This window comes from Yoonia vestfoldensis SKA53 (assembly GCF_000152785.1).
Lineage (GTDB): Bacteria > Pseudomonadota > Alphaproteobacteria > Rhodobacterales > Rhodobacteraceae > Yoonia > Yoonia vestfoldensis_A.
Map to the genome: position 1 here is coordinate 1195202 of NZ_CH672414.1, position 16220 is coordinate 1211421.

At 59.6% G+C, this 16220-nt stretch carries 15 protein-coding genes; 3 read left to right on the top strand and 12 right to left on the bottom strand.

What is annotated here, in order from left to right; genetic code table 11:
* On the bottom strand, nucleotides 1–257 hold a 257-nt coding region (locus tag SKA53_RS15530; RefSeq protein ID WP_007205159.1), incomplete at its 3' end, for a hypothetical protein.
* Nucleotides 258–359: 102 nt separating this feature from the next.
* On the opposite strand from SKA53_RS15530, the gene SKA53_RS05860 reads away from it, so the two are divergent.
* The 3 genes from SKA53_RS05860 to SKA53_RS05870 all read left to right on the top strand — a co-directional run bounded on the left by SKA53_RS05860 (nucleotide 360) and on the right by SKA53_RS05870 (nucleotide 4844).
* Complete coding sequence (locus SKA53_RS05860) at nucleotides 360–1955, top strand: peptide chain release factor 3 (RefSeq protein ID WP_007205160.1); 1596 nt, start codon at nucleotides 360–362, stop codon at nucleotides 1953–1955.
* A 237-nt stretch (nucleotides 1956–2192) separates the two neighbouring features.
* Entirely contained in the window at nucleotides 2193–3230 is a 1038-nt protein-coding gene (locus tag SKA53_RS05865) for a glycosyltransferase family 2 protein (protein WP_007205161.1), read from the top strand.
* A 117-nt stretch (nucleotides 3231–3347) separates the two neighbouring features.
* On the top strand, nucleotides 3348–4844 hold the full coding sequence (locus SKA53_RS05870) for a DEAD/DEAH box helicase (protein WP_007205162.1): 1497 nt from the start codon (nucleotides 3348–3350) through the stop codon (nucleotides 4842–4844).
* A gap of 100 nt (nucleotides 4845–4944) precedes the next feature.
* On the opposite strand, the gene SKA53_RS05875 is transcribed toward SKA53_RS05870, so the two are convergent.
* The 11 genes from SKA53_RS05875 to nuoH form a co-directional block, all read right to left on the bottom strand.
* Nucleotides 4945–6624, bottom strand: coding sequence for a ribonuclease J (locus SKA53_RS05875; RefSeq protein WP_007205163.1), 1680 nt, complete (start codon nucleotides 6622–6624; stop codon nucleotides 4945–4947).
* Complete coding sequence (locus SKA53_RS05880; protein ID WP_007205164.1) at nucleotides 6621–7394, bottom strand: type III pantothenate kinase; 774 nt, start codon at nucleotides 7392–7394, stop codon at nucleotides 6621–6623. The genes SKA53_RS05875 and SKA53_RS05880 overlap by 4 nt, the downstream gene beginning before the upstream one ends.
* Before the next feature lie 13 nt (nucleotides 7395–7407).
* A complete protein-coding gene (locus SKA53_RS05885) occupies nucleotides 7408–8169 on the bottom strand; it encodes a biotin--[acetyl-CoA-carboxylase] ligase (protein WP_040483159.1) in 762 nt (253 codons plus the stop codon).
* A complete protein-coding gene (nuoN, locus tag SKA53_RS05890) occupies nucleotides 8159–9604 on the bottom strand; it encodes an NADH-quinone oxidoreductase subunit NuoN (RefSeq protein ID WP_007205166.1) in 1446 nt (481 codons plus the stop codon). Before nuoN ends, SKA53_RS05885 begins: the two co-directional genes overlap by 11 nt.
* 11 nt (nucleotides 9605–9615) lie before the next feature.
* Nucleotides 9616–11157 carry an NADH-quinone oxidoreductase subunit M gene (locus SKA53_RS05895; RefSeq protein WP_007205167.1) on the bottom strand — a complete coding sequence of 514 codons (1542 nt, stop codon included), beginning with the start codon at nucleotides 11155–11157 and terminating at the stop codon, nucleotides 9616–9618.
* Nucleotides 11157–13274 carry an NADH-quinone oxidoreductase subunit L gene (gene nuoL / locus SKA53_RS05900; RefSeq protein ID WP_007205168.1) on the bottom strand — a complete coding sequence of 706 codons (2118 nt, stop codon included), beginning with the start codon at nucleotides 13272–13274 and terminating at the stop codon, nucleotides 11157–11159. Before nuoL ends, SKA53_RS05895 begins: the two co-directional genes overlap by 1 nt.
* A gap of 4 nt (nucleotides 13275–13278) precedes the next feature.
* Nucleotides 13279–13584 (bottom strand): NADH-quinone oxidoreductase subunit NuoK, encoded by a 306-nt coding sequence (nuoK, locus tag SKA53_RS05905; RefSeq protein ID WP_007205169.1) that lies wholly within the window; start codon nucleotides 13582–13584, stop codon nucleotides 13279–13281.
* Between the two features lie 85 nt (nucleotides 13585–13669).
* Nucleotides 13670–14275 carry an NADH-quinone oxidoreductase subunit J gene (locus SKA53_RS05910; RefSeq protein WP_007205170.1) on the bottom strand — a complete coding sequence of 202 codons (606 nt, stop codon included), beginning with the start codon at nucleotides 14273–14275 and terminating at the stop codon, nucleotides 13670–13672.
* Complete coding sequence (locus tag SKA53_RS05915; RefSeq protein ID WP_007205171.1) at nucleotides 14272–14670, bottom strand: carboxymuconolactone decarboxylase family protein; 399 nt, start codon at nucleotides 14668–14670, stop codon at nucleotides 14272–14274. Before SKA53_RS05915 ends, SKA53_RS05910 begins: the two co-directional genes overlap by 4 nt.
* Nucleotides 14667–15167, bottom strand: a complete 501-nt coding sequence (nuoI, locus tag SKA53_RS05920; protein WP_007205172.1) for an NADH-quinone oxidoreductase subunit NuoI — start codon at nucleotides 15165–15167, stop codon at nucleotides 14667–14669. Before nuoI ends, SKA53_RS05915 begins: the two co-directional genes overlap by 4 nt.
* Before the next feature lie 3 nt (nucleotides 15168–15170).
* Nucleotides 15171–16211: an NADH-quinone oxidoreductase subunit NuoH gene (gene nuoH / locus SKA53_RS05925; RefSeq protein ID WP_040482819.1), complete on the bottom strand. Its 1041-nt coding sequence runs from the start codon at nucleotides 16209–16211 to the stop codon at nucleotides 15171–15173.
* Between the last annotated feature and the right edge of the window lie 9 nt (nucleotides 16212–16220).

The following is a 16220-nucleotide window of genomic DNA, read 5'->3' on the forward strand; positions in this document are numbered from 1 at the left end:
CGCCCTTCGACGCGCAGGGTGGCAAAACCGCTGAATTGCGCGCTGCCATCGACGGGCAGCGCGCCGGTCGTGGGGGCCACCCCCATGACACCGGCCCCGGGATCGCCCAGCACCCTGACCCGCTGTGCGGCATAGATGTCCAGCCGCGCCAGTCGCGGATCAATCCCGCTGCCGGGGCTGTCGCCACCGCCACCACCCCCGCCGCCACAGCCCGACAGGATCACGCAGATCGCCAGCCTTCGCGCCAAGAAACCCATTCTTCCGCCTTTCGCGCCCTGCCTAGCGCGAAATCGTTTATCTTGCGTCAAGACGGGCCGACACATTGCCCTTTTGCAGCGAAACGCCTAAAGCGTGACGCCATGACCAACCGCCCCGCCTTACCGCCCGAAATCGCCCGCCGTCGCACCTTTGCGATCATCTCGCATCCCGATGCGGGCAAGACGACGCTGACTGAAAAATTCCTGCTTTATGGTGGTGCGATCCAGATGGCCGGTCAGGTCCGCGCCAAGGGCGAGGCGCGGCGCACACGGTCTGATTTCATGCAGATGGAAAAGGATCGCGGCATTTCGGTATCCGCATCGGCCATGTCGTTCGATTTCGGCAAATACCGGTTCAATCTTGTTGACACCCCCGGCCACTCTGACTTTTCCGAAGACACCTATCGCACGCTGACCGCTGTTGATGCCGCCGTGATGGTGATCGACGGGGCCAAGGGTGTCGAAAGCCAGACCCGCAAATTATTCGAGGTCTGCCGGTTGCGCGACCTGCCGATCTTGACGTTTTGCAATAAAATGGACCGCGAAAGCCGCGACACTTTCGACATTATTGACGAAATTCAAGAAAATCTGGCGATTGACGTGACCCCCGCGTCCTGGCCCATCGGCGTGGGCCGTGATTTCATCGGCTGTTACGATATCCTGCGTGACCGGCTGGAACTGATGGACCGCGCCGACCGCAACAAGGTCGCTGACAGCATCCAGATCAACGGGCTGGATGACCCCAAACTGGCCCAGCATGTGCCTGCGGACCTGTTGGCAAAATTCCGCGATGAAATTGAAATGGCCAAGGCATTGCTGCCAAAGCTCGACCCCGCCAGCGTGCTGAACGGATCGATGACGCCGATCTGGTTCGGCTCGGCGATGAACAGCTTTGGCGTCAAGGAATTGATGGACGGGCTGGCCACCTATGGGCCGGAACCGCAGATCCAGTCGGCGCAACCGCGCAATGTGGCCCCCGAAGAAATACCCGTGACCGGTTTCGTGTTCAAGGTGCAGGCCAATATGGACCCCAAGCACCGCGACCGCGTGGCCTTTGTTCGGCTGGCGTCGGGGCATTTTGAACGTGGCATGAAACTGACCCATGTGCGCAGCAAAAAGCAGATGGCGATCACCAATCCGGTGCTGTTTCTGGCCGCCGACCGCGAACTGGCCGAAGAGGCCTGGGCCGGCGATATCATCGGCATCCCCAACCACGGCCAATTGCGCATCGGCGACACATTGACCGAGGGCGAGGCGATCCGCGTCACGGGCATCCCGTCATTCGCACCGGAATTGCTGCAAACCTGCCGCGCGGGTGATCCGATGAAGGCCAAGCATCTGGAAAAAGCCCTGATGCAATTCGCCGAAGAAGGCGCGGCCAAAGTGTTCAAACCGACGTTCGGATCAGGGTTCATCGTCGGCGTCGTGGGGGCCTTGCAATTCGAGGTTCTAGCCAGCCGGATCGAGCTGGAATACGGCCTGCCTGTGCGGTTCGAAAGCTCGCAATTCACCTCTGCCCGCTGGGTGGCAGGGGACAAGATAGCGGTGGACGCCTTTGTCGCGGCCAACAAACAGCATATCGCCACCGACAACGACGGCGACACCGTGTTCCTGACCCGCCTGCAATGGGACATCGACCGCGTCGGCCGCGATTATCCGGCAATCACCCTGACTGCGACCAAGGAAATGATGGTCTGAGGTGGCGGACCGCCTGAGACCAGACGCGTCGGCGCGTCCCGCCTGTGCAGTGTCCATTGATCTGTACGATCTTACGGGTTGCAAATAAGCTGCGCTTTGGCGATGATCACGTCATGGTTGTGCGTGAGAATGAGTAAGCAGTTGTCACTATATTGCCCGAAGATTTTATGTCCGCCGGTCGCCGGCCTGTGTTTCATGGCGCGCTGACGATCATGGATTTGCCCGCCGCCCACCGTGATGCGCTTTGCGCAAATGGGTTGTGACGGCGTGAATACCTACACATCGGCCACGCTGATCACCTGTCTGCGCGACGAGGGGCCATTTCTGATCGAATGGCTGGCCTATCACCGGGCCATCGGGTTTGACCGTTTCATCATCGGCGCGAATGATTGCACCGATGGGTCGCATGACATGCTGCTGCGCCTGGCGGAAATGGGCGAGGTGATCTATCTGCCCTTTTCCCGCGACCCCGCAGGCAAAGGGCCGCAACATCAATTCGCCGATCTGCTGGCCGCGACAGACCATATCAAGAATGGCGAGTGGTTGGCATGGCTGGATATGGATGAATTCCTGCTGGTCCATCGCGGGGATGGCACCGTGCAAACGCTGATCCGCGATCTGCGCAAGGCGGACGGGATCAGGATCAACTGGCGGTATTTTGGCGTACCTGCGGGGGTGAAATGGCCAGGACGGCAAATCCACCCCGATCTATGCCGCTGCGCGCCTGCAGATTTAGCGCTGGACGGGCGACTGGGTCACCAGACGTTCAAATCCCTTTACAGGCATCGTGATGGTCTGGCGTTCTATTGGCACGGGCCGATTTACAGTGCCGCATCTCTTGAACGGCAACCTGACTGGCGCGACGGCAACGGCAAAGCGCAACGTCGCCGCGCATGGCCACGCAAACGCGTGAAAATCCAGGCTGATCTGGAACTGGTGGCGACAAGCTTTGTCCGGCATGGCTGGGCGCAGATCAACCATTACGCCACGCGCCATCCGGCATTCGCGCATATGCGCCGCCAGCGCGGCCGTGGCAGCGCCTATGTGCCCACAGACCCGACCATGCCCCATTATCAGGATTTCGCCGCGCGCCATTCCGATGCCTATTTCGCCACCTACAACCAGCACAGCCATCACGACCCACGGATACTGCGGCACCTGCCGGCCTGCGATGCACAGATGGAGCGGCTTCTGGCGGATAGGGCGTTGCGGCATTGGCATGAGCATGCGCTGCGCCATCTGCCGACAGAAGCGCTTGCCAAGCCTGTAGCTTGACGATCACGCACATTTCCGATACCGCCTGCGCAGGCCATTGTTGGCCTATGACGCCGGGACGCCGGAAAATTGCGTCCTTTCACATCTTGCGGACCGATCCGCAAATACAGGACGCATATGACCAAATTCTCTGACATGAACCTTGACCCCAAGGTTCTCAAGGCTGTCGCCGAAACCGGCTACGATACCCCTACCCCTATTCAGGACGGCGCGATCCCACCCGCGCTTGAGGGGCGCGATGTGCTGGGGATCGCCCAGACCGGCACCGGCAAGACCGCCGCCTTTACCCTGCCGATGATCACGCTTTTGGGCCGTGGCCGTGCGCGCGCGCGGATGCCGCGCAGCCTTGTTCTGGCGCCGACGCGGGAACTGGCGGCACAGGTGGCCGAAAATTTCGACACCTATGCCAAATATACCAAACTGACCAAGGCGCTGCTGATCGGCGGCACGTCGTTCAAGGATCAGGACAAACTGATCGACAAGGGCGTTGATGTGCTGATCGCGACCCCCGGTCGTCTGCTGGACCATCTGGAACGCGGCAAGCTGATCCTGACGGACGTCAAGATCATGGTGGTCGACGAGGCGGACCGGATGCTCGACATGGGGTTCATCCCCGATATCGAGGAAATCTTCAAACGCACGCCGTTCACCCGCCAGACGCTGTTTTTCAGCGCGACCATGGCACCCGAAATCGAACGGATCACCAACACGTTCCTGTCGAACCCCGCCAAGGTCGAGGTGGCCCGCGCCGCCACCACCAATGTGAATATCAAGCAAGGTGTCGTCATGTTCCGCGCCAGCGCCAAGCTGCGCGAAGCGACCGAGAAACGCGCCCTGTTGCGCGCGCTGATCAATGCCGAAGGCGACGCCTGTTCGAACGCGATCATCTTTTGCAACCGCAAGGCCGATGTCGATGTCGTGGCGAAATCGCTGAACAAATACGGCTATGACGCAGCCCCGATCCACGGCGATCTGGAACAAAGCCACCGCACGCGCACGCTGGAATCCTTCCGCGACAACAAGCTGCGGTTCCTTGTCGCCTCTGACGTAGCGGCGCGGGGGCTGGATATTCCTGCGGTGACGCATGTGTTCAATTTCGACGTCCCCAGCCATGCCGAAGATTATGTCCACCGCATCGGGCGCACGGGTCGTGCCGGACGGTCGGGCGTGGCGATCATGATCTGTTCGGGGCGGGATGAGAAAAACCTCGAAGACGTGGAACGTCTGGTGCAAAACCCGATCCCGCGTCTGGACAACCCGCTGGGCGTGACAGCCCCCGTGGCCGAAGAAGCGACCGAGGAAGCGCCAAAGCGCAGCCGCAGTCGCAGCCGCCGTGGGGCCGCCACGGACACACCCGCTGCCCCAGCACCGGTCGAGGCGGCAGCTGTAGACGCGCCCATCGCAACGCCTGTCGCAGCGCCTGTCGAAAAACCAGCCGAACCGCAGCAGCAACGTGCGCCCCGCCCGCCCCGCGACGAACCGGCAAAGCCGCGCGACGACCAGCCGCGCGCGCGCTATCAGGATCGCCGTGACAATGGCCCGCGCATCATCGGCCTGGGTGACGATACCCCCAGTTTCATTGCAAAAAGTTTCGAAGAGCGCGCCAAAGGCTAAATCAGTGTCGGGCTGAAGCCCGACCTACACAATGACAAAAGGCCCCTGCAGATGCAGGGGCCTTTTTCGTAGGTCAGGGTTCACCCCGACACCCCTGAATTCACGCCAGACGGCTGATGATCACGGTGACTTCGGGCTTTTTGCCAATCTCGCCTTGTGCGGATTTGCGCGCGATCATCTTGATCTCTTTTTCCAGCTTATCGTCATCGGCCAGCGTCTTGGCATGGGCGCGCCCGATGAATTGCGCCAGATCTTCTTCGACGACATCGACTAGCGGCACATCGTTGCGCCCGGTTTCAGGCAGGCCCATGATCTCGACCCATGGATCGCCCAGCATATCACCGTCTTCGTCGATGATCAGCGTCACGATCATATGCCCGTTCAGCGCCATGCGGATCCGGTCGCGCACCACCCCGTCCAGCGCGCCGACCTGCACCGACCCGTCAAGATAGGTGCGGCCGGTTTCGATATATTCGGCGACCTTGGGGCGGTTGCCGGACAGATCAATCATCATGCCATTCACGGCCACGATACCGGTCATGCCGCTGGCCTCGGCCAGTTTGGCATGTTCGCGCAGATGGCGGTGTTCGCCATGCATCGGGATCAGCACCTGCGCCTTGATGATCTTGTGCATGCGCACCAGATCGGGGCGGTTGGCATGGCCGGAAACGTGGTATTTCCCGCCCGCATCATCGACGACATCGACGCCCAGTTCCGACAGCTGGTTCATGATCTTGATCACGCCGCGTTCGTTGCCGGGGATGGTTTTGGAGGAAAACAGGAAAGTATCGCCTTCTTTCAGCTTCATCCCCAGATAGGACCCCTGCGCCAGCTGCGCCGAGGCCGCACGCCGTTCGCCCTGCGACCCTGTCACCAGCAGCATCAGGTTTTGCCGTGGCACCGACAAAGCATCCTCGACCGAGATGACAGCAGGGAAATCCGTCAGCAGACCTTCTTTTGTGGCGGCATCGACCATCGCACGCATCGCGCGGCCCAGCAGCACAATCGACCGGCCGGCGGCCTTGGCGGCGGTGGCAAGGGTCTGCAACCGTGCCACGTTGGACGCGAATGTCGTGGCCACGACCATGCCGGTGGCATGCCGCATCATTTCGGTGATGGCGGGTGCCAGCGTGCTTTCGGACCGGCCTGCGTTTTCGGAAAACACATTCGTGCTGTCGCAGATCAGCGCCTTGACGCCGGGCTGGGCCACCTCTTCCCAAAGTGCGGCGTTCCACGGATCGCCGACAACGGGGTTTTCGTCGATCTTGAAATCGCCGGTATGCACCAGCCGCCCGTCAGGCGTGTCGATCAGCAAACCAGCACTTTCGGGGATCGAATGGCTGATCGGCAGATAGGACACTTTGAACGGGCCGCAGGTGATGACATGCGGATAGGGGTCCACGACCTTGACCACATTGGGCGACTGCCCATGTTCTTCCAGCTTGCGCCGGGCGATATTGGCGGTAAAGGGGCGCGCATAGACCGGTGCGCCCAGCTGCTGCCAGCAATGGCCGACAGCGCCGACATGGTCTTCATGCGCATGGGTGATGAAAATCCCGTCGATCTGGTGACGCCGGGCTGTCAGCCACGAAATATCGGGCAGAATGATATCGACCCCTGGCGTGCTGTCCATATCGGGAAAGGTGATGCCCAGATCGACCACGATCAACCGCTCTTTCCCTGCTGGCCCATAGCCGTAGACATAGGCGTTCATGCCGATTTCACCGGCACCCCCGAGAGGCAGATAGATCAGGCGGTTGGCGGTCTTGGCGTTGCTCATGCAATTTCCTTGTTATGGCGGTAGATGACGGTCAGGCCGTGCATCGTCAAATCGTCTTCGAACACGTCGAACAGGGTTTCCGTTTGTTGAAACAAGGCAGCTAAGCCCCCCGTCGCGATCACCAGCATGTCACTGCCGCGTTCGGCTTTTATCCGTGCGCATATCTCACGGACCAGACCGATGTAACCCCAAAAGACGCCCGATTGCATGCAGGCGACGGTGTTGGTGCCGACCACGGATTGCGGTTTGGTGATATCGACATGCGGCAGGGCGGCGGCGGCATTGTGCAAGGCCTCCAGGCTGAGGTTCACGCCCGGCGCGATCACGCCGCCGACATAGGCGCCGTCTTTTTCCACCACGTCAAATGTCGTTGCCGTGCCAAAATCCACCACGATCAGGTTGCCACCATGCCGGTCAAACGCCCCCGCCGTATTGACCAGCCGGTCCGGCCCGACCTGCGTGCCGATATCGACGCGCGGTGCCACGGGCAGCGCGCAATCGGGCTTGCCCACCACCAGCGGGCGGCAGTTGAAATAGCGATCCGCAAGCACACGCAGGTTGAACACCACCCGCGGCACGGTGGAACTGATGATCACCGCGTCGATGGTGACATCCACGTTCTGCAACCGCATCAGCGTGGTCAGCCAGACGTAATATTGATCCGCCGTGCGCTGCCATTCGGTGCTGGTGCGCCATGTGGCCAGAAACTGGTCCCCGTCCCAGATCGCAAAGACGGTATTGGTATTGCCGCAATCAATCGCCAAAAGCATGGCATCCCCCCGTTTAGAAATAGACATCCGCCGCTGAAATCACGCGTGGTCCGGCCCCTGTTGTCAGCACCAGATTGCCGTCATCGTCGATCGTGTCAAAGGTGCCGATAATCTCTTCGCGCATGGTGCGCGCGGTAATCACCTCGCCCAGTCGCGCGGCATGGGCCAGCCAGTCCTGACGGATACGTGCAAACCCCATCTGTGCCAGCCGGGCCTCTTGCGTGGCATAGGCATCGGCCAGCGTGGTCAGGAAATCCACAGGCTCCACCTCCCAGCCGCCCATCTGGGTCAGGCTGACGGGGGCAAAGGCCGCATCGGCCAGATCCTGCGGCGCATGGCGCAGGTTCACGCCCACCCCGATGGACAGCCAATCGACATTGCCGCCCTGCCCGCTGCTTTCCAGCAAGATCCCCGCGACCTTGCCACCCGACAACAGGACGTCATTTGGCCATTTCAGCGACAGTTTTTCCGCAGGCACATAGATCGACAAGGCGGCGAATAGCGCATTGGCCGCCAGAAACGACCGGCGCGCGGCCTCGGCCGGGGTAGCGTCGGGTTTGAAGATCAGCGTCGCGTTCAGATTGCCCGCAGGGGCCTGCCAGACCCGGCCCCGCCGCCCGCGTGCGGCGGTCTGGGTCTGTGCGATGATCCATGTCGGCCTGTCGATATCGCCCGCGCGGCGCGCGGCCTCGGCCATGGTGCTGTCCACGTTGTCCAGCATGATCCGGCCATAGGCATCGGGCCAATGGCCGTGACCTGACGGGTCAGTTGACAAGCGTTGCCGCCGCAGCAGCGGCAATCGGGTCCAGCCCGAACAGGTTGACCCCCGGTATCCACGCCAGCCCAACGATCCCCGCCGTCACCACCGCCGTCACCCACAGCATCGGCGGCACGCGGCCATCCAACGCTTGGGTATCTTCGCCGAAATACATGTAATAGACGATGCGCAGGTAATAGAACGCACTGATCACCGAGGCGATCACACCGGACACAGCCAGCCATGCCAACCCGCCTTCATAAGCGGCCAGCAGCACGGCATATTTGCCAAAGAAACCCAGCATCGGCGGCACGCCCGCAAGGCTGAACATCATCACCAGCATGACCAGCGCCATCAGCGGCTGGCGCTTGGCATGGGATTTCAGCGCGGCGATATCGGTCACGGGGCGCCCATCCTTTTCCATCGACAGGATCAGGGCGAAGGTGCCGATATTCATCGTCACATAGATCACCATATAGACCAGCATTGCCTGCACACCGCCGACCGTGCCTGCGGCCAGACCCATCAGCGCGAAGCCCATATGCGAGATCGAGGAATAGGCCATCAGCCGTTTGATATTTCCCTGCCCGATGGCGGCAATCGCGCCAAGGAACATCGACACCAGCGCAAGGAAGGCCACGATCTGCTGCCAATCCCCGATGATCCCGCCGAATGCGTCATGCACGACGCGGGCAAACAGCGCGATCGCCGCAACCTTGGGCGCGGTCGCCATAAAGGCTGTGATCGGGGTTGGCGCACCCTCATAGACATCGGGTGTCCACATGTGGAACGGCGCGGCCGATACCTTGAACGCGAAACCCGCAATCAGGAAGGCCATGCCGAACAACAGGCCCAGCGATGCGCCACCTTCGGCAGCCGCAATGATCCCGGTGAACAAGGTCGTGCCAGCAAAGCCATAGGTCAGCGATGCACCATAAAGCAACAGACCCGAGGACAGCGCACCAAGGACGAAATATTTCAGCCCCGCCTCGGTGGATTTGGCGCTGTCACGGCGCAGCGACGCGATCACATACATCGCCAAGGATTGCAGCTCCAACCCCATATACAGCGCCATCAGATCGCCCGCGCTGACCATGACCATCATGCCTACGACGGCCAGCGTGATCAGCACCGGATATTCGAACCGCAACAGCCCGCGCCGCAGCATATAGCCTTCGCTGATCAACAACACGGCGGCGGCGGAAATCAGGATCGTGATCTTGGCAAAGCGCGCGAAACCGTCATCGACGAACATCCCGCCAAACGCGATATGGGTGCCTTGGCCATTCATGCCGATGGCAATGGCGACCAGCACGAACAGGCCCGCCGTCATCCATGTCAGCAAGGAGGCGGCCCCGTCCTTGGTCGTATAGACAGCGCCCAGCAAGGCCACCATCGCATAGACCGACAGCACGACCTCGGGCATCAGGATCTGGATATCAGCGCCAATCATCGTCAGCTTCCTTAATTCGCAGCGACTTGGCTGGCGGCATCGAAGGCCGCCAAGGCCGCGTCGTAATTATCAATCAGCGCCGCAACGCTCGGACCGATCATGTCCAGCACCAAGGCGGGATAGACACCTAACAGCAGGGTCATCACCACCAGCGGCGCAAAGATCAGGCGTTCACGCCGCGTCATATCGGTAATGGAGCGCAGGCTTTCCTTGATCAGATCGCCCAGCACCACGCGGCGGTACAGCCACAGCGCATAACCCGCCGAAAAAATCACGCCCGATGTTGCCACCAGCGCCACCCAGGTATTGACCTGGAACACACCGACCAGCGTCAGGAATTCACCCACGAACCCCGACGTCCCCGGCAGGCCCACGTTTGCCATGGTGAAAAACAGGAACACCAGCGCATAGGCGGGCATCCGGTTGACCAGACCGCCATAGGCGTCAATCTCGCGCGTGTGCATCCGGTCGTAGATCACGCCGACACAGAGAAACAGCGCGCCAGAGATGAAACCATGGCTGATCATCTGGAAAATCGCCCCGTCCAGACCCTGCTGGTTGAAGGTAAAAATCCCCATGGTCACAAACCCCATATGGGCCACGGATGAATAGGCAATCAGCTTTTTCATATCCGCCTGCACCAAGGCGACCAAGGATGTATAGACGATGGCGATAGCGGACAGCCACAGCACCAGCGGCGCCATCACCTCGGACCCCACAGGGAACATCGGCAGGCTGAAGCGCAAGAAACCGTAACCGCCCATTTTCAGCAGGATCGCGGCCAGCACGACAGACCCGGCCGTCGGGGCCTGCACGTGGGCGTCGGGCAACCACGTGTGGACCGGCCACATCGGCATCTTGACGGCAAAGCTGGCAAAGAACGCCAGCCACAGCAATGTCTGCATCCCGCCGACGATCTGGACGCCCAGAATGCTGAAATCTTCGGTCCCGAAGGCAAAACCCATCAGCGTTGGAATGTCGGTGGTCCCCGCCTGACTGAACATCGACACCATGGCGACCAGCATCAGCACAGAGCCAAGGAACGTATAAAGGAAGAATTTGAACGAGGCGTAGATCCTGTCCTTGCCGCCCCAGATGCCGATGATCAGGAACATCGGGATCAGACCAGCCTCGAAGAACAGATAGAACAGCACCAGATCAAGCGCGAGGAACACGCCCAGCATCAGTGTTTCCAGGATCAGGAAGGCGATCATATATTCCTTGACCCGTGTCGTCACATTCCAGCAAGAGGCGATGACCAAGGGCATCAGGAAGGTCGTCAGCATCACGAACAGGATCGAAATGCCGTCCACGCCCATCTTGTATTGCAGACCCATGATCCAGTCAGCGGTTTCCACCATCTGGAAATCGGTGTTGGCGGGGTCGAAATTGGTCAGGATGAACAAAGAACAGATAAAGGTGACGATGGTCGTGACCAAAGCCACCCATTTGGCATTGCGCTGTGCCGCGGCATCATCGCCACGCAGGCCAAGTGCAAGAATGACCGCGCCCAGAACAGGCAGGAAGGTCGTCAGCGTCAGGATATTGCCCATCAGTTCCACCCTCCGTTCAGGGTGACAATGGTCAACAGCACCGTGATCCCCAGCACCATCGCAAAGGCATAGGTGAACACATACCCCGATTGTGCCCGCCCCGCGAGGCGGGTGAAGAACGGGATGATCCCCATGGCGACGCCGTTGATCCCGCCGTCAATCATTATGGTATCGCCCTGTTTCCACAGGATACGCCCAAGGGCCAGCGCGGGCCGCACGAAGATGAAGTTATACAATTCGTCAAAATACCACTTGTTCAGCAGGAATTCATACAGCGGGGCCTGTTGCTTGGCCAGCTGCGCCGGCAGTTCGGGCCGCCGGATATACATCTGATAGGCCAGCGCCAGACCGCCCAGCATCGCCACGAAAGGCGCAAGGCGGACCCAGGTCGGCACCTCATGCGCATCGTTCAGCACGTGGTTGCCATCGCGGGCATGGATCGCCCCTTCGCCCGGCGCGCCGGTCAGGTTGTAATGCGGTTTCGCGTGTTCGCCCTCGGCCTCATGTGCGCCTTCGGCTGCGGCGCCATGATCGCCTTCGACTGCGACTTCGGCGGCGGCATAGGGGACGCCGAAAAACTTTCCAACCTTATCATTCGATCCAAAGAAACCGCCATACCAGACCATCCCGCTAAAGATCGCACCGATCGCCAGCACATAAAGCGGGATCAACATGCTGCGGGGCGCGTCATGGGCATGGTCATGCGTGTGCTTGTCGCCGCGCGGGGTGCCGAAAAACGTCAGGAACATCAGCCGCCAGCTGTAGAAACTGGTCATCGCGGCTGCGATCACCAGCATCCAGAAGGCATAGCCGCCCGCGGTGCCGGCATAGGCGCTTTCGATAATCGCATCCTTGGACACGAAACCGGCAAAGCCGATGGGAAAGCCCACATAAAGCAGCGGAACACCCACGCCAGTGATCGCCAAAGTGCCGATCATCATCATCCAGAAGGTCTGCGGGATCTTGTGGCGCAGCCCGCCATAGTTCCGCATGTCCTGTTCATGGTGCATCGCATGGATCACCGACCCTGCCCCCAGAAACAGCATCGCCTTGAAAAACGCATGGGTCAGCAGGTGGAACATGGCGACCGAATAAACACCAAGGCCCGCAGCCACGAACATATAGCCCAGCTGCGAACAGGTCGAATAGGCGATGACGCGCTTGATGTCGTTCTGCACCAGCCCCACGGTCGCGGCAAAAAACGCGGTCGTGGCACCAAGAAAGACAACAAAGCTCATCGCCTCTGGTGCATATTCCATCAAGGGCGACATGCGGCAGACGAGGAACACACCCGCCGTCACCATGGTTGCGGCATGGATCAGGGCGGATACAGGGGTCGGCCCTTCCATCGCGTCGGGCAGCCAAGTGTGCAGGAACAATTGCGCCGATTTGCCCATCGCGCCGATGAACAGCAAGAAAGCGATCAGGTTCGCAGCGTTCCAGTCGCGCCACAAAAAGGTGATGGTCGTGTCGGCAATCGCAGGCACGGCGGCGAAAATATCGTCAAACTGGATGCTGTCGGCCAACAGATACAGCCCGAAAATCCCCAACAGGAACCCGAAATCGCCCACACGGTTAACCACGAAAGCCTTGATCGCCGCGGCATTGGCGCTGGGTTTGCGGTAATAGAACCCGATCAGCAGGTAAGACGCGACGCCCACACCTTCCCAGCCGAAAAACAGCTGCAACAGATTGTCCGCCGTCACCAGCATCAGCATCGCAAAGGTAAAGAACGACAGATAGGCAAAGAACCTTGGGCGATAGCTTTCGTGTTCTTTGAAATTCTCGTCATGCGCCATGTAACCGAAGGAATACAGATGCACGAGCGCCGACACCGTCGTGATCACGACCAGCATGATCGCGGTCAGCCGATCCATACGGATCGCCCAATCGGTGGTCAGCGTGCCACTGTCGATCCAGCGCAGGATCGACAGGCTGTAGCGGCCATTGTCATGCAGCGACGGATCGAAGGTCAGGAAAACAACCCAGGACAAGAACGCCGCCAGAAACAAAAGGCTGGTCGCGGTCCATTGGGCTGCGGTTTCACCGATGATTTTCCAACCAAAGCCACAGAGGATCGCACCGACCAGCGGGGCAAAAAGAATGATACTTTCCATCTGGTCAGCCCTTCATCACGTTGACGTCTTCAACGTCGATGGTCCCGCGGTTGCGGAAGAAACACACAAGGATCGCCAAACCAATCGCCGCCTCGGCGGCCGCGACAGTCAACACGAACAGCGTAAAGACCTGCCCCACCAGATCACCAAGAAAGCTGGAAAAGGCGACAAGGTTGATATTCACCGCCAGCAGCATCAATTCGATGCTCATCAGCAGGATGATCACGTTCTTGCGGTTCAGGAACAGCCCGAAAATGCCGATGATGAACAGCGCCGCTGCCACCGTCAGATAATGTTCAAGTCCGATCATACCGTCACCTTTGCCGCAGCGTCAGGAACAAGAAATTTTGACAAAATTCCGTGTCGCGCCAAAATTTCTTGGGAAAAACTAGTCATCACAACCCCTGCCCCGGCTTTACATCGCGCAGTTCCATCGCCTTGGCGGGATCGCGGTACATCTGGTTCAGCACGTTCTGGCGCTTGATATCAACGCGGTGGCGCAGGGTCAGCACGATGGCCCCGATCATTGCCACCAGCAGGATCAGACCCGACAGCTGGAACAGCAGGAAATACTGGTCATAAAGCAGCATGCCCAAGGCGCGGGTATTGTCCAGCTCGCCCACGGGGGCGGCGATCCGGCCTTCGACACCTTCGGAAAAGCCCCAAACCCCCAGCGCCATCGCCAGCTGCATCAGGATCACGACGCCAATCAGCAAAGCAAGCGGGAGGTATTTGGTCATTTCAGCCTTTAACCCGGCGAAATCCACGTCCAGCATCATCACGACGAACAAAAACAGCACCGCGACCGCGCCGACATAGACGATGATCATCAGCATGGCGACAAATTCTGCCCCCAGCGTCACGAACAGCCCGGCCGAGGACAGAAAGGCAAGGATCAGCCACAGCACCGAATGTACAGGGTTGCGGCTGATCACGGTGAACAGCCCCCCGGTGACAGTCGATATGGCGAATAGATAAAAGGTGAAGGCGAACACACTCATGCGTCATCGTCCTTTTGCAAGACTTCATTGGCCAGTTCCATCGCCTTGGTCATCGCCGGCACGCCCGCGAACATGCCCATCTGCGCGATGGTTTCGGCGATTTCCTGTTTGGTGGCCCCCGCCTCGACCAGATGGCGCACGGTCAAACGAATCTGCGCCTCGGCCTGCGCGCCCAAAACGGTCAGCCCCGCCAGCGTCAGCAACAGCCGCGTCTTGGCATCCAGACCATCGGGGTTGATGCCCTTGCCAAAGAACATCTCCATCGCGTCCTTGGGCATGGTCGGCCAGAGGTTTTCAAACCCCTTGGGCGTAAACGCCTCCATGTCGAAATTCATCGACTTGGCCCAATCCTGGCTCATCTTCATCATCGATTCAAAGGGGTTCTGATCGCTCATCTGTAAGGCGCGTCCAAAGCAAGGTTGCGCGCGATCTCTGATTCCCAGCGGTCGCCGTTCTCCAACAGCTTGGCCTTGTCATAATACAATTCTTCGCGGGTTTCGGTGCTGAATTCGAAATTCGGCCCTTCGACGATGGCATCCACGGGGCAAGCCTCTTGGCAGAAACCGCAATAGATACATTTGGTCATGTCGATGTCATACCGCGTCGTGCGGCGCGACCCGTCATCGCGCGGTTCGGCGTCGATGGTGATGGCCTGCGCGGGGCAGACAGCCTCGCACAATTTGCACGCAATGCAGCGTTCCTCGCCATTGGCGTAGCGGCGCAGCGCATGTTCGCCACGGAAACGCGGGCTTAGCGGGCCTTTTTCATGCGGATAGTTCAGCGTTGCCTTGGGTGCGAAAAAGTATTTCATCCCCAGCTTGAAACCGGCCCAGAAATCCTGAAGCAGGAAATACTTGGCCGCGCGGGTGTAATCCATATTGGTCTTGGACATATCTTAGCCTCCGATCGTCCAGCGGGCCCAAAAGCCCCCCAGCACTTCGTATTTCGCCAGAAACGCCACCAGCACCACCCAGCCAAGCGACAGCGGCAGGAACACTTTCCAGCCGATCCGCATCAACTGGTCATAGCGGTAACGCGGGGTGATCGCCTTGACCATGGCAAAGGCGAAGAACACCAGCATCATCTTGCCCACCATCCACAGGATGCCATCGGGCAGGCCGGGGATCGGTGACAACCAGCCCCCCAGGAACAACAACGTGACCAGCGCACACATCAGCACCACGGCCATCAATTCGCCGATCATGAACAGCAGGAAGGGAGTGGATGAATATTCCACCTGATAGCCTGCAACCAATTCTGATTCAGCCTCTGGCAAGTCAAACGGCGGACGGTTGGTTTCGGCCAGCGCCGAAATGAAGAACAAGAACAGCATCGGGAAATGCGCGATCAGATACCAGTTGAACAGCCCCGCATTGCCGCGCTGCGCATTCACGATATCGGTCAGGTTCATTGATCCTGTAGAAATAATCACGCCAATGATGATCAGGCCGATCGATACCTCATAGGAAATCATCTGTGCTGCGGACCGGAGCGAGCCGAGGAACGGATATTTGGAGTTCGACGCCCAACCACCCATGATGATGCCATACACACCCAAGGATGAGATCGCGAGGATATAGAAAATCGCGATATTGATATCGGCCAGCACCCAGCCATCGTTGAACGGGATCACCGCCCAAGAAATCACCGCCACGACAAAGGTGATCATCGGGGCCAGGAAAAACACGAACTTATCTGCCCCCGCAGGGACCACGATTTCCTTGACGATATATTTCAGGAAATCCGCAAAGGATTGCAGCAACCCGAACGGCCCCACGATATTCGGCCCCCGCCGCATCTGGACCGCGGCCCAGACCTTGCGGTCGGCATACATCAAGAACGCCAGCGCCAAAAGCAGCGGGATCAGCACCAGCAGCGATTGCCCAAGGATCAGCAGGACAATCCCAAGGTTGGTATTGGTAAAGAATTCGACCATTGTGTCGTC